General features: G+C 40.8%; 14 protein-coding genes. 13 read left to right on the forward strand and 1 reads right to left on the reverse strand.

The features are described from left to right. Positions 1 to 142: 142 nt before the first annotated feature. The 12 genes from MKX60_RS07180 (at position 143) to MKX60_RS07235 (ending at position 21,776) form a co-directional block, all read left to right on the forward strand. Positions 143 to 1,036, forward strand: coding sequence for a LysR family transcriptional regulator (locus MKX60_RS07180; protein ID WP_042192084.1), 894 nt, complete (start codon positions 143 to 145; stop codon positions 1,034 to 1,036). Positions 1,037 to 1,272: 236 nt separating this feature from the next. Then, entirely contained in the window at positions 1,273 to 4,065 is a 2,793-nt protein-coding gene (gene ppc / locus MKX60_RS07185; RefSeq protein WP_076285561.1) for a phosphoenolpyruvate carboxylase, read from the forward strand. An 879-nt stretch (positions 4,066 to 4,944) separates the two neighbouring features. Beyond that, entirely contained in the window at positions 4,945 to 5,511 is a 567-nt protein-coding gene (gene sigW, locus MKX60_RS07190; RefSeq protein WP_042192081.1) for an RNA polymerase sigma factor SigW, read from the forward strand. 122 nt (positions 5,512 to 5,633) lie between these two features. After that, positions 5,634 to 6,248, forward strand: coding sequence for a zf-HC2 domain-containing protein (locus MKX60_RS07195; protein WP_042192079.1), 615 nt, complete (start codon positions 5,634 to 5,636; stop codon positions 6,246 to 6,248). Positions 6,249 to 6,466: 218 nt separating this feature from the next. After that, positions 6,467 to 7,297 (forward strand): diadenylate cyclase CdaA, encoded by an 831-nt coding sequence (gene cdaA / locus MKX60_RS07200; protein ID WP_042192076.1) that lies wholly within the window; start codon positions 6,467 to 6,469, stop codon positions 7,295 to 7,297. Then, positions 7,290 to 8,747, forward strand: coding sequence for a CdaR family protein (locus tag MKX60_RS07205; protein ID WP_341059409.1), 1,458 nt, complete (start codon positions 7,290 to 7,292; stop codon positions 8,745 to 8,747). The genes cdaA and MKX60_RS07205 overlap by 8 nt, the downstream gene beginning before the upstream one ends. Before the next feature lie 111 nt (positions 8,748 to 8,858). Beyond that, positions 8,859 to 10,199 carry a phosphoglucosamine mutase gene (gene glmM, locus MKX60_RS07210; RefSeq protein ID WP_340972981.1) on the forward strand — a complete coding sequence of 447 codons (1,341 nt, stop codon included), beginning with the start codon at positions 8,859 to 8,861 and terminating at the stop codon, positions 10,197 to 10,199. Positions 10,200 to 10,834: 635 nt separating this feature from the next. Further along, on the forward strand, positions 10,835 to 12,667 hold the full coding sequence (glmS, locus tag MKX60_RS07215) for a glutamine--fructose-6-phosphate transaminase (isomerizing) (protein WP_042192067.1): 1,833 nt from the start codon (positions 10,835 to 10,837) through the stop codon (positions 12,665 to 12,667). 329 nt (positions 12,668 to 12,996) lie between these two features. Next, positions 12,997 to 15,312, forward strand: a complete 2,316-nt coding sequence (locus tag MKX60_RS07220; protein ID WP_341059410.1) for an AAA family ATPase — start codon at positions 12,997 to 12,999, stop codon at positions 15,310 to 15,312. A gap of 199 nt (positions 15,313 to 15,511) precedes the next feature. Continuing rightward, positions 15,512 to 17,551, forward strand: coding sequence for a type I restriction-modification system subunit M (locus MKX60_RS07225; protein WP_341059412.1), 2,040 nt, complete (start codon positions 15,512 to 15,514; stop codon positions 17,549 to 17,551). Then, positions 17,551 to 18,828, forward strand: a complete 1,278-nt coding sequence (locus MKX60_RS07230; RefSeq protein ID WP_341059414.1) for a restriction endonuclease subunit S — start codon at positions 17,551 to 17,553, stop codon at positions 18,826 to 18,828. The genes MKX60_RS07225 and MKX60_RS07230 overlap by 1 nt, the downstream gene beginning before the upstream one ends. Beyond that, positions 18,825 to 21,776: a type I restriction endonuclease subunit R gene (locus tag MKX60_RS07235; RefSeq protein ID WP_341059416.1), complete on the forward strand. Its 2,952-nt coding sequence runs from the start codon at positions 18,825 to 18,827 to the stop codon at positions 21,774 to 21,776. Before MKX60_RS07230 ends, MKX60_RS07235 begins: the two co-directional genes overlap by 4 nt. A gap of 69 nt (positions 21,777 to 21,845) precedes the next feature. Here the strand turns inward: MKX60_RS07235 and MKX60_RS07240 are convergent, their stop codons facing one another. After that, entirely contained in the window at positions 21,846 to 22,127 is a 282-nt protein-coding gene (locus MKX60_RS07240) for a hypothetical protein (RefSeq protein ID WP_341059417.1), read from the reverse strand. Between the two features lie 235 nt (positions 22,128 to 22,362). On the opposite strand from MKX60_RS07240, the gene MKX60_RS07245 reads away from it, so the two are divergent. Further along, positions 22,363 to 22,827, forward strand: a complete 465-nt coding sequence (locus tag MKX60_RS07245) for a hypothetical protein (protein WP_341059418.1) — start codon at positions 22,363 to 22,365, stop codon at positions 22,825 to 22,827. The last annotated feature ends 120 nt before the right edge of the window (positions 22,828 to 22,947 follow it).

Below are 22,947 nucleotides of genomic sequence, written 5' to 3' on the forward strand. Positions count from 1 at the left end.
GCTTGTTCTTAGTGTAAAGGTAAAGAATTCCCGCTATATTTGCTGAATGTAACTGTGATATTAACTTTTTTGCCGATTTATTTTAACATTCATAGAATTCTTCTATGTTACCGTTTAGTGAATAGGCGAGGAGTGGATGATAATGAACCTTAATTTAATCAAGCTGGAAATCGTAGAACTGTTAAATAAACATAAGAAAATAACTACAGTAGCCGATAAACTCGGACTGAAGCAGCCCACCGTTACGTACCATTTGAAGAATTTAGAGCAGCAATTGGGGGAGAAGTTATTTGAATCCAGAATGGATAAAATGATTCTTACGGAGAGTGGAAAAGCGTTTCTTCATTATGCGACTAAAATCAATGCACTAGCTGCAGAAGCGGAGCGGGTTGTAAAAGAGTTCAGTCAGGCGGGGCGGGGGACGCTTAAGATTGGTGCCAGTTACGTTCCAGCTACTTATATTCTTCCGAAAATATTGGGGCTGTTTGGAGAACAACATCCGGGGATTACGATCTCTTTATCGGTTAAGCCTTCCCCTGTAATCAAAGAAATGCTGGCTAGCCATGAGATTGACCTTGGTATTTTGTCTACAGAATCTTTTTATCTACCAGATCTGCATACTCAAGCCTTGTGTGAGGACGAGCTCGTGCTTGTTTTTTCGCCATCTCATGAATTTGCCTCATTTTCTAATCTAAACCCGGCTATGATTGCTTCAGCAAGTTTTATATTACATGACAAGGAATCGAGTACACGCCAACTGACGGATAAATGGTTTGAGCGTGAGGGGAATGAACCGAGGACCTATATTCTACTGGATTCATTGGAGGCCATAAAGCAATCGCTTATGAGTGGAAAGTACGTTTCGTTTATATCGCGTCTTGCTGTGGAGGATGAGGTAGCCAGAGGAAGATTGCTAATGCGCACCATTCCAGATTATAATTTTCAAAGACATATTTATTATTCATATAACCGCGATCGTCATTATTCTCCGCTTATTGGCCTGTTCATCGATCAGATTCGAACGCTCCGTATTTAAATACACATAATGAAGGTATGCTAGAGCCATTATATATAAGAAAGAATACATAAAATATAAGGACTGTATAAATTGAGAAATTGGTGTATAATCTTAGATACTGTGTCGCTTTACAGCGCAAAATAGTTGGAGATTTTCACGCAGTTTTATTGTATGATATGAGGAAACCTTTAATAGGCGATTTTTAGACAGACAATAATTAACACATTGATCCGGAAGAGAATGGGGGGAGCAGCATGACCGAACTTACGACTACCGTCAGCAAAAGCAACTCTAACAATCTGCTGCGACGGGACGTACGGTTCTTGGGGAACATTTTAGGAGAGGTCTTGGTTCACCAAGGCGGTAACGAACTACTAGAGATCGTGGAGAAAATTCGCGAAACCAGTAAATCGCTGCGCTCACTATTTTTACCTGAACTGCACAGTGAATTTAAGGAGTTAATCAATTCTTTGGATCCAGAGAACCGTCATCAGGTAATAAGAGCGTTCGCTATTTATTTTCAGCTCGTGAATATTGCCGAACAGAACCATCGGATTCGCCGCAAACGTGACTATGAACGTTCAGCTGGGGAGACAGTCCAACCCGGTTCTATAGAAAGTGCGATTAAAGAGCTTCGTGAACGTGATTTCTCTCATGAGGAAGTTAACGAGATTATTGCAGGATTATCTCTGGAACTTGTAATGACGGCACATCCAACGGAAGCTATGCGCCGTGCTATTCTCGATATTCATAAGCGGATATCTGATGATGTTATGGGTCTGGATAACCCTACCTTAACCTTCCGGGAGCGTGAACAGCTCCGTGAGAAGCTATTAAATGAAGTGATTACGCTATGGCAAACGGATGAACTGCGTGACCGTAAGCCTACCGTACTCGATGAAGTACGTAATGGGATGTACTATTTCCATGAGACGATCTTCCATGTATTGCCCGATGTTTATCAAGAACTTGAACGTTGTCTCAGTAAATACTACCCAGGGCAGAATTGGCATGTACCAACCTACTTACGTTTTGGCTCATGGATTGGTGGAGACCGTGACGGTAACCCTTCGGTAACTTCTACAGTTACTTCACAGACTTTGCGCATGCAGCGTAAGCTGGCGATTCGGGAATATCAACGGATTATGCGTGAACTCATGAAATATCTAAGCTTTAGCACAAGTATTGTTAAGGTGACGCCTGAGCTAGTAGAATCCATTGAAGCTGATCGTGAGATCATTAATCTTGGCAAGATGGAAGAATGGCGCAATGATAATGAACCTTACCGTATTAAGCTCAGCTATATGATCTCCAAGACACAAAATGTTCTGGATGATGAGAAAAAAGATACTCTTGAGCGTTATTCTACACCTGAAGAGTTTATCGATGATTTGAACGTGATTGACCGCAGCTTACGGCATCACTATGCCGATTATGTGGCCGACACTTACATTAAGAAATTGATCCGCCAAGTGGAGCTGTTCGGTTTCCATACGGCGACACTTGATGTGCGTCAGCACAGTCAAGAACATGAGAATGCTATGACTGAAATTCTGGCGAAAATGAACATTACGCCGGATTACTCCAAACTGTCTGAAGATGAGAAGATTGAGCTACTGGAGAAGCTGTTGAATGATCCACGTCCAATCACTTCTTCTTATCAGACGTATAGTGAGGGTACAGAGGAATGTCTTGCAGTGTACCGGACGATCTTCGCTTCGCAAGAAGAGTACGGCAAACAATGTATCACTAGTTATCTGATCAGTATGGCAGAAGCGGCAAGCGATATTCTGGAGGTTATGGTCTTCTCCAAAGAGGTAGGACTATTCCGCAAAGATAATGACGGTACAGTTGTATGTACGCTGCAAGCTGTGCCACTTTTTGAAACAATTGATGATTTGCATGAAGCACCACAAATTATGAATAGATTGCTCAGCATGCCTATCTACCGCGATGCAGTAAGAGCAATGAATGATTTGCAGGAAATCATGCTTGGATATTCAGATAGTAACAAAGATGGCGGCGTAGTTACTGCTAACTATGAACTGCGTGTTGCTCTGAAAGAGATTACAGCTACAGCCGATAAGTTCGGAATCAAGCTGAAGTTCTTCCATGGTCGTGGTGGAGCGCTCGGTCGTGGCGGCATGCCGCTTAACCGCAGCATTCTGGCTCAGCCAGCCTCGACGATTGGCGGAGGCATTAAGATCACCGAGCAGGGAGAGGTTATCTCCTCCCGTTATTCGATGCAAGGGATTGCTTACCGTAGTCTAGAGCAAGCGACATCTGCGCTTGTGACTGCAGCGATCAATGCGAGAATTCCACAAGCGGATTTATATGAAGAGAAGTGGGAAGAGATTGTTGCCCGTATCTCTGAAGTTTCGCTTCACAAATATCAGGATTTGATATTCCGTGATCCGGACTTCCTGACTTATTTCAAAGAATCTACACCTCTGCCTGAGGTTGGAGAGCTTAATATTGGTTCACGCCCTTCCAAACGGAAGAACAGTGACCGCTTTGAAGACTTGCGTGCAATTCCGTGGGTATTTGCGTGGACACAAAGCCGTTATTTGCTTCCAGCGTGGTATGCTGCTGGAACCGGACTGCAGAGTTTCTATGAGGGTAAGGAAGAGAATCTGAAGATAATGCAGCATATGTACGAGAACTTCTCATTCTTTACTACACTGATAGATACGCTGCAAATGGCTATTTCAAAAGCGGACCTGATCATTGCTAAGGAATACGCCAGCATGGGCAAGAACGAGGAAGCGCGTCAACGGATCTTCGGCCAGATTGAAGATGAATTCAAACTGACCTCTGAGTTGATCCTGAAGATTACTGGCCAGCAGGATATTCTGGATAATGTCCCTGTGATTCAGGAGTCGATTAGACTCCGCAATCCTTACGTTGATCCACTTAGCTACCTGCAGGTTCAATTGCTATCTGAGCTTAGAGCGCTCCGTGAAGTTGACGGAGACGATAGCGAATTGCTTCGCGAAGTATTGCTTACCATCAATGGCATTGCCGCTGGTCTTCGGAATACTGGCTGATATAGTCTTAACACAAAAAGTCCGCCCTTTATCGGGGCGGACTTTTTGTGCTGCTTCAGGGTCAAAATGCTGAATTAAAGGGGATTATTACCTGTAAATCGGTATTTCAAGCTCATTTCGATAAAATATAGGGAGTTGTTCCCTTTATATCAGCTGAACTTGGTGTAATTAATTGAATTTGTCCAATATACAGGGAGAAATTCCTTATAACTTGGTCATAAAACAGCTGTGACCTAATTTATAGGAGGTTTTCCCTATAACTCGTTCCATCAAAATGAAATCCTAAACCTACACTGGAGTTCTTACTCGGCAAATCACCGAAAACCCTGCGGAAACTACAACAATATCTGCTCCATATGCGACAAATTTAAACTAACAGAAGCCTATTCAACCGACGGGGTGATTTTGTTGCTTAATACGAGCTACTTCGCTCATAAACTAAATATTGTGCTACGAAGTGATTCTTTTGTCCTGAAAAATATTGTGGTGCTTTGCCCAATATTGATCTTTCAGGCCCTAACCAAGCAACCGAGATGTAAGCGAAGGTAAATAGTGTGGCACTTATTATTCAGGTGATGGAGCAGTGTAGAGAATGTTTGGAACTGTAGGAGCGTTAGCGATCGCCTTTATTGTCAGTTTTCTACCGCGAGTAGCGGTTTAAATCAGGAAATCTGACAATAACAGCGACCGGAAGTCCAAATATTTCTCGAAGCTGCACTTAATCACCTATACCAAGTTGTCCAGTTTTTAACTCAGTTTACAGAGAAGGTTACAATACAATCCTTGATTTTTACACAAACTTGAATTACGATTTAATTGCTTGTACCGTGGATATTTGAAAATAAATACCAAGGGCGGCAAGTCTGGGGGAGTTAACAGGTGGAGAATTTGGAAGGCAGATTGACAAAGCTCGCCTTAAAAGGCGACCAAAGGGCATTTGCCGAGCTTGTGGAACTATATAAAGACAAAATATATCATTTGGCGTACCGGATGCTGAACAATCGCCATGAGGCGGAGGATATAGTTCAGGAGACCTTTTTGCGTGTGTATAGAAACTTGGATCGGTATGATGATAAACAGAAGTTCTCTACCTGGATTTATCGGATTGGAACGAACCTCTGTATTGATAGATTACGCAAACGGAAACCAACCTATTCGCTCGATGCAGATATGAACGATCAGGAGGGCCTTGACGGCTATTCGTTGATTCCAAGTGATAATGTAACACCTGAGACCGAATTGCTGCTCTCTGAGACACAGGGGCTAATCTATGAGGCTATTGACAGTCTGCCTGTGAAATACAGGTCTGTGATGATTCTTAGATACCTGCAGGATTTGTCGCTTCAGGAAATAAGTGACGTGCTTGACATGCCTGTAACCACGATTAAGACGCGTGTACACCGAGGTCGTGAATTTTTACGTAAAAAATTAGGCCCGAAAATGTAAAAATAGATTTTTTTTTATGAAACATCTTTGGGAGAGCGACGTATGTAAGTTAAGCAAGTCTTATGTGTCCTGACCCTTTGTCTTAGGATAATTAAATAGCACTCATGAAAGGATTGGCTCCTATGGAATGCAAACTGGCCGTCTCTATGATGCACGACTACTTGGATGACGACTTGCCCGATCAGCAGCAGAGGGAGTTGAAGGAGCATCTTCTATCCTGTCCAGATTGCCGTGCAAAGTTTAAAGAATTAGAACAGACAGATATGTTGATGTTCTCCCTAATGCATCAGAATCCTGTTGCCTCAGATGATCTTGTGAGCCGGATAATGAGTTCATTGCCAAAGACCAAGAAAGAAAATGCTTTTGTTACCTGGATCAAGAGACACCCTGCACTTACAGCGGCATCTCTGTTTCTTGTCGTAATGCTGATGAGTTCCGTAACTTTTTGGAGTCCAGATAGACAACTTGTAGTTAGAGGTGCAGATCTGGATCAAGTGGTTATCAAAGGGGATACTGTAATCGTACCTTCCGGCAAGATTATTACCGGTGACCTTACCATTGAGAATGGTAAAGCGCAGGTATATGGGGAAGTGAACGGCAACGTAACAGTCATTGACGGTTCTTTGTATCAGGCTTCAACAGCTCATATTTCTGGGCAAGTCAAAAGCATAGACCAAGCGGTAAGTTGGCTCTGGTATAAAGTGACGAACATGTTCTCTGAAGTTGCCTACCGTTAAAGAAAGCGACAGTGGTTACCTTGAGCTGGAATATTATTTTGCGCCTCTTTTTCCGGAAAGATGGCGCTTTTTTGTTGCCTAAATTTAGAAAAATTAGAAAATGGGTGAGGGGCTAAACTTGCAACTGGAGCCCGAACGTTATAACCTAGATATTGATACAGATATAACAGACATTTTACATAAACCCAGCTAATATGAAATGACGGGGGTTTTAGGCAATGAGTTATTTTACAGACTTAACATGGAAAGATTCCATTAAAGATATTATTGATATTCTGATCGTCAGCTACATTATTTATAAAGTACTTAATATGGTCCGCGGAACTCGAGCGATTCAGCTGCTGAAGGGGATTCTGGTCCTGGTTTTGATTTGGGCTGTGAGTACCATGCTAGACCTCTATACGCTCAAATGGCTAATGAATCAAATGTTTACATTCGGTGTGCTGGCAGTCTTTATCATCTTTCAGCCGGAACTACGAAGGGGACTGGAGCAGCTTGGACGAGGTAAATTTTTCGGACGGGCTGGGGAAAGTGATGAAGAACTCAGTAAATTAATTGGCGAAGTGATTAAAGCCGTAAATTATTTATCCCATAGAAAAATAGGGGCATTAATCGTATTCGAGCGAGAGACAGGCCTTAATGAATATACGGAATCGGGTATCGCCATGCGTTCTTTAGTCAGCTCTGAGTTGCTGATTAACATCTTTATACCTAACACCCCTCTGCATGACGGAGCCCTTATTATGCAGGGGAATCAGATCGCCGCGGCTGCATGTTATTTACCTTTGTCTGAGAACCCTTTTATTAGCAAGGAGCTGGGGACAAGACATCGCGCGGCTATCGGGATTAGTGAGGTTGCGGACTCTGTGTCTGTCATTGTCTCGGAGGAGACAGGACAGATTTCTCTGGCCATCAATGGTCAAATTGTAAGGGACATTAAGGAAGAATCAATGATTTCGAAGCTCCATCAAGAGCTGAGTGTAAGTTCATCGCTGAAGGAGAAAGGTTCAACTTTCTGGAAACGGAAGGGGGACAAAAATCATGGATAAGTGGATGAACAATAACAATTTCAATAAGATTCTAGCCCTTGCATTTGGGATCATACTGTTTACTATGGTTCGTATCGACACTGCGCCTGTTGGACAGACCACGGTCGATACTAAATCGAAGATTATTGAGAATGTAAAGATCGAAGAGATCGGTCTAGATAAAGATAAATTTGTACTGGAATACAAGGATGTAGATAGTGTGAGTATGGAGGTTAAGGGGAAGAACTCGGATATCTCTTTTCAGTTCTCGGACGACTATAAAGTGACCCTTGATCTAAGTAAGGTTGAGCCTGGAGATAATACGTTGCCACTCTCATATTCATTACCTAGAGGTGTAACTCTTGTCAGAATGACTCCTAAAGAGGTCAATGTACATGTAGAGCTGCGAAATACAAAGTCTTTTCCCATAACATTGGTTACCAAGGGAGAACCAGCAGCAGGGTATCAATTAGGTACCCCAGTCTTGCAGCCTACGGATACTGTTGAGGTTACGCTGCCAGATAATGAGTTAAGCAAAGTGGTGAAGGTACAAGGCACTATTGAGCTAAATGGCGAGAACGAAACCTTTAAAGAGAAGAAATTGAAGCTGCATGCTTATGATAATGAAGGAAAAGAAGTGAAGGATGCCGTCATTGAGCCGGCTACCGTTTCGGTGGAATTGCCAATTACTTTGCCTTTTAAGAGCTTACCGCTGGATATTGGCTTTACCGGACAACTTCCGGGTTCTCTCGTCTTATCAAATGTGACACCTGAGCTGGAATCAGTCGTGGTATATGGTCAAGCCAATGCATTAGCTACATTATCTACCTATGAAGCAAGTGTCGATCTTAGCGCTATAGATTCTGCAGGAACGAAGCAGCTGAAGGTAGAACTGAAACCTCCGGCAGGAACTGAGAAAGTAATGCCTGAAACCGTGAATGTTTCATTAACGATCTCAGAAATTGCTGAACGGACGGTTGAAGCGGTACCCATCAAGTTACAGGGTGTCGGTGATGAGTTTGAAGGAAGTATTGTTAATCCAACAAGCAAGGATATAGCCCTTACCTTAACAGGTGCACCTACTTTGCTAAATCAACTAAATAAAGACGATATAGGTGTTGTGGCTGATGTGACTGGCCTGACTGCCGGGACTCACGAGGTTTCTTTACGGGTATCACTGCCTAGATTCATCGCACTGGCTAATTCAAGTGTGCCTCTTACGGTAACTGTACAGTTGCTGTCACCTGCAACGCCGGTGCCTACGCCTCATCCAGACACGGGTAGTGTAACTACTCCTGAGCCAAGCTCTGAACCTGTTATAGGCGATGAGGAGGCCACTGAGAAGCCTACCCATAGTGGAGAAGTTGGAGCTACAGCGACGCCTGTCCCCACGGATAGCAGTCCAGAGAATAATGGCACAGCTAACACAAGTACGAATTCTGAAAATCCTGTAGGTACAGGGGGAACGTAACCTTTTATTGAAATACGTCTTTTAGGATATGTCCCAAAGGTACACCAAAATAGTATTCAAATCATAGGATAGAACATTAAGCTAATGTAGCGTATTCAAAGGAGAAAAATAATGGGGAAGTATTTTGGAACTGACGGTGTGCGGGGAGTAGCAAACCGTGAATTAACTGCAGAAATGGCTTATAGCATTGGTCGCTGTGGAGGATATGTACTAGCGGGTAACGTGCATAAACCAAAGGTTGTCATTGGGATGGATACACGTATTTCCGGACCTTTGCTCGAATCGGCTCTTATTGCTGGTTTGCTGTCTATTGGGGCAGATGTAATCCGTATAGGTGTAGTGAGTACACCTGCTGTTGCCTATATTACGAGATTATTAAAGGCAGATGCAGGGGTCATGATTTCGGCATCACATAATCCGGTTGAAGATAATGGCATTAAGTTCTTTGGCGGAGATGGTTTTAAGCTTACGGATGAAACTGAGCTGCGTATTGAAGAACTAATGGATGCTGAAGTTGATGAATTGCCTCGTCCTATCGGCTCTGGTTTAGGTATGGTTACGGTTGATAATGACGCCAAGTACCTCTATCTGGAGTATTTGAAGACAACCATTTCTCAAGATTTCAAGGGAATTAAGGTTGTACTCGACTGTGCTCACGGCGCAGCGTATGAACTTGCACCAAGATTGTTCAGAGAACTGGGCGCTGAGGTTATTTCTATTGGTGCTGAGCCTGATGGATTGAATATCAATGCTGGATTTGGTTCGACACATCCAGAGACTTTGCGTGAGGAAGTATTACGTCATGGAGCGGATTTGGGACTTGCTTTTGACGGAGATGCTGACCGATTGATTGCGATCGATAATAAAGGCGATGAAGTTGACGGAGACTTTATTCTCTGTATTTGTGGGGATGCAATGAACCGTTCTGGTAAGCTGAAAGATAGCACGATTGTATCAACGGTTATGAGTAATATCGGATTCTACAAGGCTACCGAGAAATTATCCCTCAACACTGCTAAAACAGCTGTCGGCGACCGGTATGTGATGGAAGAAATGCGCCGTGGTGGTTTTAATCTAGGTGGAGAACAGTCTGGACATGTTATCTTCCTTGATTATAATACAACAGGTGATGGTATTCTGACGGCTATCCAGCTGGTAGATACGCTTAAAGCTTCCGGTAAGCAACTTAGTGAGGTTAAGAGCATGATGACGAAATACCCGCAGGTACTAGTCAATGTTCGTGTACAAGATAAGACCAATTATCCTAACAACCAGGCTATCGAAGCAGCTATCGCTGAAGTAGAAGGCAAGCTGGGCGACAATGGCCGTGTGCTTGTACGTCCGTCGGGTACGGAGTCTTTGATTCGCGTCATGGCAGAAGGCCCTGATAAGGCAGATCTAGATCTTTATGTGAATCAAATTGTAGAAGTTGTTCAACGCGAATTGGTATAATTCATTACCATACCTATATAGCCGGTGTAGAGAGCGATTCGCGGACTCGTTGCACCGGTGTTTATTATTTTTGGATGGATCGTCTGAACAGGGATTTGTGAAATTTAGGTTGGTGCAGCATTGCCAAAGTAATGTAAGGTGCATATAATAGATTAAGTGTCATTCTAGAAGGAAAGCGGGGATTGTGAGGTTTGCAATAGCAAGCGCCAGAGCTTGGTCGAGCGCGGGGGAGAAGGGAAAGCTGCTACATGGTTATGTAGACAAGGGCTTGAACGGATCACGGCAGACGTAAGCTGACGAGGTGGAGGTGTTCGAAATGTTCGGCGGGGACCTCCCGGTGATGCACCAGAGCCGTAAATGGAGACGGAAAATGGAAGGGCGACCTTTCACACAACGTTTTCATGGGTGCATAAGAAATATAAAATTCATGTGTGCGCGCATCGTAAAGAAACACGTTGGTTCTGCCACGGCAGAGAAGAAGGCTGTGCATTTCATGAACATAAGATGTAAGTGACAGTTTATTTTGTTGATCCAAAAATACAACAGAATATTTGCTTTTTCTCAAAAACATGCCGCACGGCACGTTTCTTTCCTTATGCCGCCACATTACGATAACTCGGACGGGGGAAATAATAATGTGTGGTATTGTAGGATATATTGGTAATCAGAATTCGCAGGGGATCTTGGTTGAAGGTTTGAAGAAGCTGGAGTATCGGGGATATGATTCCGCTGGTATAGCTGTATTCACTGGGGAAGGACTGCAGGTAGTGAAAGCACAAGGCCGTTTGGCGAATCTGCAGTCGAAGCTGGAAGGCAGCCCACTGGCAGGTAGCGCAGGTATCGGACACACACGCTGGGCAACTCACGGTAAACCATCCGATGAGAACTCCCATCCACATACGGATAACAGCATGAAGTTCTCGGTCGTTCATAACGGTATTGTCGAAAACTATCTGGATCTGAAAGAAGAGCTGATCGCTGGCGGATGCCACTTTGTCTCCGAAACAGATACAGAAGTTATTTCACACCTGATTGCTCGCGAATATGATGGAGATATTGTGAAAGCTGTGCAAAAAGCGATTACCTTCATGCGCGGTGCTTTTGCATTAGGCGTCCTGACTGAATATGAACCAGATAAATTGGTGGCTGTGCGTCAAGCAAGCCCGCTCATTATTGGTCTTGGCGAAGGAGAAAACTTTATCGGGTCAGATATTCCTGCACTGCTTGAATATACCCGTAACGTATATATTTTGAACGACGGCGAAATGGCAGTCTTGACAAGAGATGCTGTCGAACTGATGACGATTGAAGGAAACTTTATTTCTCGGGAAATGATTACTGTCGATTGGGATGCAGTTACCGCAGAAAAAGGCGGCTACGAGCATTTTATGTTGAAAGAAATCCACGAGCAGCCTAAGGCTTACCGCGACACTATGCGTGGTCGTATTAATGCTGAAGGCAACAAGGTTGTTTTGCCAGAGTTGAACATCACAGAAGAACAAATCAAGAACATCCGTAACATCCAAGTTGTTGCTTGCGGAACGGCATACAATGCTGGTGTGGTAGGACGTACTATGATCGAATCTTTGGTTCGTATTCCAGTAGAGAATGACATTGCTTCGGAATATCGTTACCGTTCACCAATCGTGACCCCGGAAACTTTGGTTATCGTTGTCAGCCAATCCGGTGAGACTGCAGATACTTTGGCAGCTCTTCGTGAAGCGCAAGCTAATGGTGCACATGTTCTGGCAATCACAAACGTAGTAGGCAGCTCTATTGCTCGCGAAGCGAATGATGTGTTGGTAACCTTGGCAGGTCCAGAAATTGCAGTAGCCTCGACCAAAGCCTACACTTCACAATTGGTCGCTTTCGGATTGTTTGCTCTTTACTTGGCTGAAGTTCGCGGTACACAAACCGAAGCACAAGTGGCTAAGATACTAGCAGCTATGCAAGCTCTACCAGAACAAGTGGAAGAGATCCTAGCTCAAAAAGAAGCGATCAAAGGTTATGCAGAACAAATTTCTGAGCACAAGAACCTGTTCTTCATCGGCCGCGGCGTAGATTACGCTGTTGCTCAAGAAGGTTCCTTGAAGCTGAAAGAAATTTCTTATATTCACTCCGAAGCTTATGCTGCAGGTGAATTGAAACACGGTACGTTGGCTCTGATTGAGGAAGGCGTTCCGGTTATTGCCCTGGCAACTCAGGAAGCTGTGCTTGAGAAGACCGTCAGCAACATCAAAGAGGTGAAAGCTCGCGGCGCAGACGTGCTTGCGATCACTCACCAAGAGCATTTGACTGACCTGCTTAGATCAGTGGATCAAGTGTTTGTAATTCCTAAGACATTGCCAATGCTCACAGCAGCGTTGTCCGTAGTACCTCTGCAATTATTGTCTTATTATGCTTCTCTTGCGCTAGGTCATGATGTGGATAAACCACGTAACTTGGCGAAGAGTGTTACTGTGGAGTAGGAATTGTTGGGGATAGCCAATTATGTCCTCAAACAATAAATATGGGAAATGAACAATAAAAGTGGGAAACAGACAATAAAAGCAGGAAATCAACAATAAAAGCGGGAAACGAGCTCACCCTTAGTGGTGGGCTCGTTTTTTATATGGATTGACGTAATAACAGACTTAGCATTGAAGGTGAGAATTCGTTTTTATATCATTGCTCTTTAAAAGCAAATGATTAAATATAATGTCAGAAATTCGTTTTATTTTGCTAAACCACTCGAAATTGGAAGGAGTATGATTGAAAATGTAGAACATTTCCTATTTCAATTTAAAGGATGATTAAATTGATCAAAAAAATAGTTACTATTAAGAATACGGGGAAATTTAGAGCTTGTTCTCCTAAAGGAATTCAATTAAACAAATTTACAATTATTTATTCTGAAAACGGACGTGGTAAAACAACACTATCCAATATATTTCGTTCACTACATGAGCAAAATGGAGAATTAATTGTTGGCAGAAAAACAATAGGTGGAGTTGGTGAGCAAGTCGTTGATTTGCTTTCTGACGATGGAATGTTGAGTTTTAAGGGCAATAAGTGGATCAGCAAGCCAGCCTTTGATATTGAAATATTTGATGCTTCTTTTGTCAGCCAAAATGTGTATTCAAGACATATTATCGAGCATGATCAAAAGAAACAATTATATTTATTTACCATTGGTAAACAAGGTGGGGAAATGGCGGATCGTTTACTTGCTTTTGATGATGAACTGAAAAAGAAGAATGCTGAAAGGAAAGAAATTGAGAGAGAGCTCCTACAGGGTGTTCACGGTGTCTTATCAGCCAATGATTTTATTGAACTTCCCCCTAAAGCTGACATTGATGATGAGATACCAAAGCAAAGACAGATTCTACATTCTCTAGAGAAACAAAGCGAGATTAAATTGAAACCAAATTGTTCTCAGGTGACACTTCCGACATTCGATAAAAGTAAATTTTTAAGTAACATTTCAGGAGTCAATCTTCAACAACTTTTAAATAATGCTGAAGACCTCACGAAGCAGCACATTAAGCAACACCTTGACCTGAATGGTGAAAAATGGCTTGAATATGGTGTTGCCAAGATTACCGATAAGGAAAGATGCCCGTTTTGTAATCAAGAACTTAATGATGTCACACTTATAAAAGCTTTTAAAACATATTTTAGTGATGAATATAAAAAGGTGATACACACCGTGAATTTATTGGAGACGGCGTTTGCTAAAACATTTGCTATCGATTCCCTACTTGCACTTCAAAAACAAGTGCATAAAAACATAGAATTAGTAACCTATTGGAAAACGTACACCTCAATTGATGAACCACAGCCGTTGGAGTTGGATTGTATACAGAAAGTTTGGAGTGATTTTACAGCATGCATCAAAACTCTAATAAAAGAGAAAAAACAAGCGCCACTTGAACAAGTGGATGTACCCGTAGAAAAGTTAACTATTATCGACCAATACCTTTTGGTTTTAGAGGATCTTGCTGTATACAATCGAGCGATTGACAAAATTATTAATATAATTGAGGCGCAAAAAGCGCTTGTGGATAATATCAAAATTCAGGATGTTAAAAACAAACTCATTTATTACTCTAATGTGAAATTACGATATAATGATGAAAAAATAGAATTAATTGAAAAGTACAAGCGGATTTTGAGTTCAATAAAGACGTTAGAGGTATCTAAAGGGGAGATTAGGACCTCGCTGAACACATATACAAAAGAAATATTTTCAAAGTATGAACAGCAAATTAATCGTCACTTGTTGCATTGCGGAGCAAGTTTTAAAATTTCTGATTATAAGTCGAGTTTTTTAGGTGGTAAGCCCAGCAGCAATTTTATTCTCAATATTAACAATGCGGCAGTTGAGCTAGGTAATGAAAAATCACCTATATCTACACCTTCATTTAAAAACACCTTAAGTGAAGGGGATAAAAGTAGTATGGCTTTTGCATTCTTCTTAGCCAAATTAGAATCAGATCCCGAGATAAGCAAAAAAGTAATTATTTTTGATGATCCCATCTCCAGTTTGGATAACCACCGAAAAAGCTACACAGCCGATCAAGTTATGAAGTTTTCTACGATAGCCAAACAAGTGATTGTATTAACCCATGATACATATTTTGCGCGTGCCCTTTGGGGGAAGTTTTCCGATAAAAAGACGTTATTAACTCAACTTTGTATTAAAAGAGAGGGATTGCATGATAGTATAATTGATACTTGGGATATCGATGCAGAAACAAGATCGGACTATTATCAATTATTTTCTACACTTGCGGACTTTCTAGAAGGAAAACCACAAATGAATTTCCGTTCTGTAGCTATGTGCATTCGTCCTATTCTTGAGGGGAATTTGCGTGTTAGATTCCCACATGATTTCAGTAGTAATGATTGGCTAGGTGGATTTATTCAGAAGGCGCGAACATCATCAGAGCCGCATCTTTCGTTATTACAGAATCATCTTTCTGAACTTGAGGACATTAACGATTATAGCAAGAAATATCACCACGATCAGAATCCATTCGCTGATAGTGAACCTATCAATGAATCCGAGTTATCAGCTTATGTTCAACGAACGTTACAGGCCCTAAGAGGAATGCATAATGCAGTGTCCTAGCTAAAAAAGGGCACTGGCTGAAGAATTATCAGAAGCATCAATTATTAATATATCTATGAAAAAGGCATGGTGATGAACCATGCTTTTTCTAATGGGAATGTTTTTTGATAAGATCAGGATAGGATTTCAAAAGGTTATCTTCGTAGTCATGTCGAATGTTAAAATATAAAGTGGTTGATATTAAGAGGGAGTGTCAGAAATGAAAGAATTAAAGAATAATGAGTTTGTGAATTTTATTTGGAAAAATGCCGATATTTTGCGTGGACCATATAAAAAAGAGGAATACCAAGAAGTTGTGTTACCTTTATGCGTATTGCGGCGCTTTGATAGCTTATTGCAACCCACCAAAAAACAGGTACTTGAAAGAATAAATACAGTTAAACATGATGCCATTTTAAATAAAATAACAGGATTCGATTTCAACAATACCAGCACTTTTGATTTTCAATCTTTAATAAGAGATCCTGATAACATCGCAGCTAACCTTCGTAATTATATTCAAGGGTTCTCATCCAACGTACGTATGATTTTTGAACGATTTGAGTTTGATAAACAAATTCAAAAAATGAATGAACATAATTTGTTATATAGTATGATTCAGCAATTTGCAGGTATGGATTTAGGTATTGAAAGAGTGTCCAATATGCAAATGGGATACATCTTTGAAGAGCTGATTCGTCGTTTTTCTGAAAATGCAGAAGCAGGGGATCATTATACGCCACGCGAGGTTATTCAATTGATGGTTAACTTGATCTTAAGTGAGAACCAGACTGAGCTCATGCAAGAAGGTAAGATTGTTCAAATCGGCGACTTCGCCTGTGGAACAGGCGGAATGCTGTCCGAAGCTACACGTTACATTCAAGAATTAAATCCGAAGACACAGGTAGAGGTATTTGGACAAGAAATCAATCCTAAGTCCTATGCGATTGCTTGTGCAGACCTTTTAATTAAAGGGCAAAATGCAGGACATATTGCCTTTGGAAACTCGTTAACCGATGCGGACGGACATAAAGATTTACAAGTGCGTTATGCGCTCATGAACCCGCCCTTTGGTGTGGAATGGAAACACTATGGCGAAAAAATCATAGAAGAATATGAAGAAAAAGGAACCGAGGGCCGTTTTGGAGCGGGTCTTCCGCGTACTTCAGATGGATCACTTCTTTTCTTGCAACATATGGTTTCAAAAATGAAACGTGATGAAAAAGGAAGTCGGATGGCCATTATCTCAAATGGATCTCCGCTGTTTACTGGTGATGCGGGTAGCGGAGAAAGTGAAATTCGACGTTGGCTCATCGAAGAAGACTTGTTAGAAGGTATCGTTGCTTTACCTGATCAGTTATTTTACAACACAGGAATTACGACGTACATATGGATTTTGTCGAATCGTAAAAATAATGATCTCACCAAAGGCTCCTTAAGGAAGGGTAAGATTCAATTGCTGGATGCTACGAAGTTTTGCGTGAAGATGCGTAAAAACCTTGGAAATAAGCGGAATGAAATCAGCGAGTCCCAAATTGCTGAGATTACACGTTTATATGGTGATTTCAGAGAGAAAGAATACTGTAAAATCTTTGATCTAGCAGACTTTGGCTATCATAAGATTACGGTAGAACAACCACTTAAACTAAATTTTATGATCTCCGCCGATCGCATCAATAATATATACAATGAGTCAGCATTTGTGAAGCTATATGATGAAGAGGCGTATATGGAATTATCACGTAAAAAAAATAAGAAGGGAATTGATATAAAAAAGTTAGAAGCATGGAAAAAGGGAAAGTTACTTCAAGATGATATCATTTCTGTTCTTAGTCAAAGCATATCGGATAAGTTGTACAAAAACCGCGAGGCTTTTTTAAAGGCATTAAAGCCCTTATTTAAAGATATGTCTGAAGTCAAAGCTGGCTTATGGAAATCCATTTATATGGGATTATCCGAGCGAGATGAGACGGCTGATCTATGTAAAGACAGCAAAGGGAATGTAGAAGCAGATCCCGTCCTTCGGGATACGGAAAGTATTCCTTTGAAAGAAAATATCCAAAAATACTTTGAACGCGAAGTAATTGTTCATGTCCCTGATGCGTGGATAGATGAAAGTAAAACAAAAATCGGTTATGAGATTCCGTTTACGAAGCATTTTTATCAATATACTTCTCTTCGTAGCACACAGGATATCTTGAGAGATATTCAAGAACTTGAAGCAGGTATACTGGATAAGCTGAAGAAGGTGTTAGGCTGATGGTGCAGATTAAGAGATATGATCGATATACAGATAGTGGCGATGAATGGATAGGAGAAATGCCCGAACGTTGGAAGAAGATTAAGCTAAGATGGTATTTAAGATGTAAAAGTGGTGATTCCCTAAATAATGAGTTAGTCAATAAAGAACGTGGCGAAATGACCATACCCGTAATTGGTGGAAACGGTATTATGGGATATACAGAAGAGGCAAATATCTTTAGTAAAACAATTGCAATAGGAAGAGTAGGGGCATTATGCGGGAACGTACATCTAATTGATAGTGACTGCTGGATTACAGATAATAGTTTGTATCTTAATGATTATAATATGCAAATCATTAACATGGAATATCTCTTTTATGTATTAAAACAATTAAATTTGAATCAATTTTCAACGGCAACTGCACAACCGCTGATTACTGGCGAAACCATAAAGCAAAGAATCGTTCTTATACCTTCACTTGAAGAACAAACCCAAATCACCAGCTTCCTTGATCAAAAAACAGCAGAGATCGACTCTCTGATCTCTGATAAAGTAAGGTTGATTTCCTTATTGAAAGAACAGCGTCAAGCCATAATAACCGAAGCCGTGACCAAGGGATTAAACCCTGAGGTAAAGATGAAGAATTCTGGGGTTGAGTGGATTGGGGAAGTACCCGAATACTGGACTATAAAGAAATTAAAATATGTTTTTTCTATAAAAAAAGTAATAAAAAATGATAAATCGCCCAAGGTACTATCTTTAACTCAAAGAGGGTTAAAGATCAAAGATTTAGACAACAACGAAGGGCAGCATGCAGCAGATTACTCGAAATATCAAGAAGTAAGGCGAAAAGATTTTGTCATGAATTCTATGGATTTACTTACTGGTTTTGTAGACTGTTCAAAATATGAAGGTGTAACGAGTCCTGATTATAGAGTCTTTGTGCAAAGAGATGACACTCAATGTCATCAATATTTTTTATACTATTTTCAACTGTGCTATTGGAATAGAATTTTTTATGGGCATGGCCAAGGAGTTTCTAATTTAGGCCGTTGGCGTTTACAATCTGATGTATTTAAAGAATTCCCAGTTCCAATGCCTCCTGTTTCGGAACAATTCGAAATATCTGAGTTTCTAACTAAAAAGATAGCAGAGATTGAAGAGGTTATTATGGATGTTGAAAATCTGATTGATATTCTGCGCCAATATCGACAGAGCCTCATATATGAAGCTGTCACTGGAAAAATAGATGTTCGGAATTACACTGCAAGCGAACTGGAGATGGAGAGATGATAATTACGCCAAACGCCTTAAAAGAGCGTGCCTTTCAGACCGTGGTCAAGGAATATTTGACCACGGTAAACGGTTATATTGAAGGAACAAACCAGGATTATAATCGTCAATATGCAATCGACGAAACGCAGTTATTTTCGTTCCTTGAAGCTACACAAACGAAGGCTCTAGAAAAACTGAAAGAAATTTATAAAGGACAGTACAAGCAAAAAATTCTGTTTCGTTTAGAAAACGAACTTAAACGCCGTGGGATGGTGGATGTGCTTCGTAACGGCATTAAAGACTACGGCGTACATCTGCATTTGGCGTATTTTCAACCGCCAACTTCGCTTAACCAGGATCTAATGGTCCTTGTTAACCAAAATCGTCTTTCGGTGACGGAAGAACTCGTCTACAAGGATGAGGGACGTGTGGATCTTGTGATATTCCTAAATGGTTTACCTACACTTGCTTTTGAACTGAAGAATGAGTTTACAGGACAAGACGTGGATGACGCAAAGCATCAGTGGATGTATGATCGAAGTGGGAATGATACGTTGTTCCGTTTTAAAGAGCGCGTCATCGCCTGTTTTGCGATGGATACCAACGAGGTATTTATGACCACCAGATTAAATGGTACCAAAACGTTCTTTTTGCCTTTTAATAAAGGGGAAAATAACGGCAAGGGAAATCCCACAGTGGACGGTAAACTGAAGACTCACTATGTATGGGAAGATGTATTATCCCGTGACAGCCTGTTAGAAATTCTGGATAAATTCGTCTATTTGAAAGTAGATGAGGAAGAGAATGATGAGGGGAAGATCATCACGAAAGAAACGCTAGTTTTCCCGCGTTATCATCAACGTGATGCCGTGAAAAAAGTGTTGTCACACGCAAAAGCATGGGGTGCAGGACACTCCTACCTCATCCAGCATAGCGCGGGAAGTGGGAAGACCAATACGATATCATGGTTATCCCATCGCCTCTCCACCCTACATAATGATGCTAATGAGTCTGTTTTTGATTGCGCCATTGTCGTGACAGATCGCAAAGTCCTCGACAAACAATTGCAAAAGGCTGTATACCAATTGGAACATAAAGCAGGCATGGTTGCGAAAATTGAGGGGGATTCCTCACAGCTCGCTGACTCTCTGAATAAAGGCGCAAAAATCATCATTACGACCATTCAGAAGTTCCCCTTTATCTTAGATAAGCTAGGTACATTAAAGGATAAGAATTTCGCGATCATTATCGATGAGGCGCACTCCTCGACGAGCGGCAAGAACATGGCAGCGTTAACGACCAGCCTAACCCTCGAGGAAGCACAGAAATTGGATGAAGAAGCCGAAGAGAATGAAGCGGATACCGAAGAAAAGATTGTAGCCGAAATCACCCGTGTCGGTAAGCAGCCAAACATTAGCTTTTTCGCGTTTACGGCCACACCTAAGGGAAGTACGTTGAAAATGTTCGGTACCCATGATAAGCCATTTCATCTGTATAGTATGAAACAAGCGATTGAAGAAAAGTTTATTTTGGACGTCCTTAAAAATTACGTTAGCTACAAAACATACTTTCGAATTGCAAAGAAGATTGAAGAAGACCCTGAGTTTGATAGTGCAAAAGCGACCAAGGCTATTTCTCGATTTGTGAGTTTGCATCCGCATAATATAGATCAAAAGACAGAAATCATTATTGAGCATTTTCGAAAAGTCACACAAAAAAAATTAGGCGGACAAGCCAAAGCGATGGTCGTGACCGCTTCTCGTCTACATGCGGTTCGGTATAAACTATCCTTCGACAAATACATAAAGCAAAAAGGCTACACGGACATGAAGGCACTGGTAGCTTTTTCAGAGACCGTCAAAGATGGAGGAAATGAATTTTCGGAAACGCACATGAATGGGTTTTCGGAGACTCAGCTCCCGAAAAAGTTTGACAGCGATGAATACCAAGTTTTATTAGTCGCTGAAAAATATCAAACAGGATTTGATCAACCCAAACTGCATACGATGTTCGTGGACAAAAAATTGAAGAACCTTAAAGCCGTACAAACGTTGCAACGACTTAACCGTATATATCCTGGAAAAGAGGATACCTTTATTTTGGACTTCGTAAATGATCCAGAGGATATTTTAAAGTCCTTTCTGCCTTATTATGAAGATGCCGTATTAGAAGGAGATGTAGAGCCCAATGAGCTGTATAGCATCCAGCAAGAGCTAGAAAACTATCTTATTCTGCGGGATGAAGAAATCGAAAAATTCGTAGAAATAATTTATAAAGAAAAACTCGATAAAAGAGATACGGAATTATCCAATAATTATATTGATTTGGCTGTGAAACGTTACTCGGCGCTTTTGGAGGAGGAGCAGCGGGACTTTGTCAGCAAAGCTCGGAAATTCATTAATATATACATGTTTATCCTGCAAATTACACCTTTTGTAGATGTCGAGCTTCATAAACTTTTTGTATTCCTTCGGTATTTCTTAAAGAAGGTTGCCCTAAAAGCGAGCGGCAAGATTAATTTAGAAGACAAAATTGTGTTGGAATATTACTCGATCAAGAAAAAGAGCGAGGGCAGCATTACGATAAACGAAAATAGTGAGGATTACAAAGTATCTATTTCTGTAAGCGGAGGTGGTTTAAACGACCCCCCGCCAAAAGATCCATTGACAGCTATTCTGGAACGTTTAAATACGAAAAACGGTACGGAGTTTAGCGAACACGAAAAATTAAGCCTTCAACAATTGGTGGAGATTGCAAAAGAAGATCAAACCTTATCGACTCAAGCCCAAAACAATCCTTATGATGATTTTATTTTGGGTTTCCGAAAAAGTTTCATCGAATACGTGGTAGAGGGATATGAGAAAAATCAAGAGTTTTACGGGAAGGTTCTTGAAGATGATGTATTTAGAGGACAATTAGAAGATGATATGGGGCAATATGTTTATGAAATACTAAATAAGAAATAAATAAGAAGTAGCGGGAATGTTCCACCCGCTACTTCTTATTTATTATCAGTTCATAGTGATCAACTCGAATCAATCCTCAATAAAGCCGTATGCCCCCATAATATTCTCATGAATATAATCGCATAAGTTTCTGAGGTCACTTCCCTCAAGTAAAACGATACTCACTCTCAAAATTAAAGAAAGTTGAAACGTTGAAAAAATCTCGTGGTTTATTTGAGTGATCTCCAATAACCGATTCATATCATCGGTAGTTACCTTTTTTGATTTCAATTTTTCACAGAGATCCATAATTGCTTTTTGATCTTCAGCCACCAATAGGTTATCAATGGGTGCATTTTCGAATTTCCTCATGTTTCTTCTCATCCTCCTCATGATATAAACGTATGAATTGTTTTTTGATTTGATGCAATCATTATGATTGAGAAAGCCAACCTTATAGGAGACCAAGAGGAAAAACATATTTTCAGAAAAAGTAAAACGAAAAAAAGGGTTATTAACCAAGAATTTAGAATTTATATATATATGTTAATTTATTAATTGCTAAATTTGTTCACTGACAATTCCTAAAAAAGGTACGAGGTGAGATATGTTAATCCAAAACGTCCGCGACTCTCTTGAGGATTTGACAAAAGAAGAACTCAATGTTTTTTTGATTAGGTTGAAGGATTTACTATTACATAGATATGGAAAAGATGTGAAATACTCGGCACTTGAAGACCGTGTGAAAGCTTTTATTAATGGAACCAAACCTTCAAGCGATTATCTGGAAGCATACTGGCTTACCTTTGAAGAACTGGCTCCAGGAGGAGCTTTGAACGCATTACAAAAGAAAAAAGTTAATTTTCCGCAATCATGGCGAGAGTTGTTGATCCATGTGACCAATGATCGCACGTTACCTCCTGAAATTATCGAACACTTAAAGGATGAACAGATTCGTACGGGGTTAAAGGCCTTATTTTTTAATTGTATTGACCATTGTAAGAACAGTGATAAAGGACAGTTTTACGATAACTTATCTCGATTCAATAATTTCTTTGAAATCAACAAGTAGTTTTAAGCGCCTCAAGTCGAAAATGACTTGGGGCTTCTTTTTTTGTTGGAGGTAGTATTTAAATCACCTGTAGTGGTCAATAATTGAATATAAGGTAATATTGAAATTACCACAAATGCC

This window comes from Paenibacillus sp. FSL R5-0914 (genome assembly GCF_038004525.1).
Classification (GTDB): Bacteria; Bacillota; Bacilli; order Paenibacillales; family Paenibacillaceae; genus Paenibacillus_AQ.

Bases quoted from the DNA above. Each gene is read 5' to 3' on its own strand.
- MKX60_RS07180 (WP_042192084.1), top strand. From the start codon at position 143: ATGAACCTTAATTTAATCAAGCTGGAAATCGTAGAACTGTTAAATAAA.
- ppc (WP_076285561.1), top strand. From the start codon at position 1,273: ATGACCGAACTTACGACTACCGTCAGCAAAAGCAACTCTAACAATCTG.
- MKX60_RS07195 (WP_042192079.1), top strand. From the start codon at position 5,634: ATGGAATGCAAACTGGCCGTCTCTATGATGCACGACTACTTGGATGAC.
- cdaA (WP_042192076.1), top strand. From the start codon at position 6,467: ATGAGTTATTTTACAGACTTAACATGGAAAGATTCCATTAAAGATATT.
- MKX60_RS07205 (WP_341059409.1), top strand. From the start codon at position 7,290: ATGGATAAGTGGATGAACAATAACAATTTCAATAAGATTCTAGCCCTT.
- glmM (WP_340972981.1), top strand. From the start codon at position 8,859: ATGGGGAAGTATTTTGGAACTGACGGTGTGCGGGGAGTAGCAAACCGT.
- glmS (WP_042192067.1), top strand. From the start codon at position 10,835: ATGTGTGGTATTGTAGGATATATTGGTAATCAGAATTCGCAGGGGATC.
- MKX60_RS07225 (WP_341059412.1), top strand. From the start codon at position 15,512: ATGAAAGAATTAAAGAATAATGAGTTTGTGAATTTTATTTGGAAAAAT.
- MKX60_RS07230 (WP_341059414.1), top strand. From the start codon at position 17,551: ATGGTGCAGATTAAGAGATATGATCGATATACAGATAGTGGCGATGAA.
- MKX60_RS07235 (WP_341059416.1), top strand. From the start codon at position 18,825: ATGATAATTACGCCAAACGCCTTAAAAGAGCGTGCCTTTCAGACCGTG.
- MKX60_RS07240 (WP_341059417.1), bottom strand. From the start codon at position 22,127: ATGAGGAAATTCGAAAATGCACCCATTGATAACCTATTGGTGGCTGAA.
- MKX60_RS07245 (WP_341059418.1), top strand. From the start codon at position 22,363: ATGTTAATCCAAAACGTCCGCGACTCTCTTGAGGATTTGACAAAAGAA.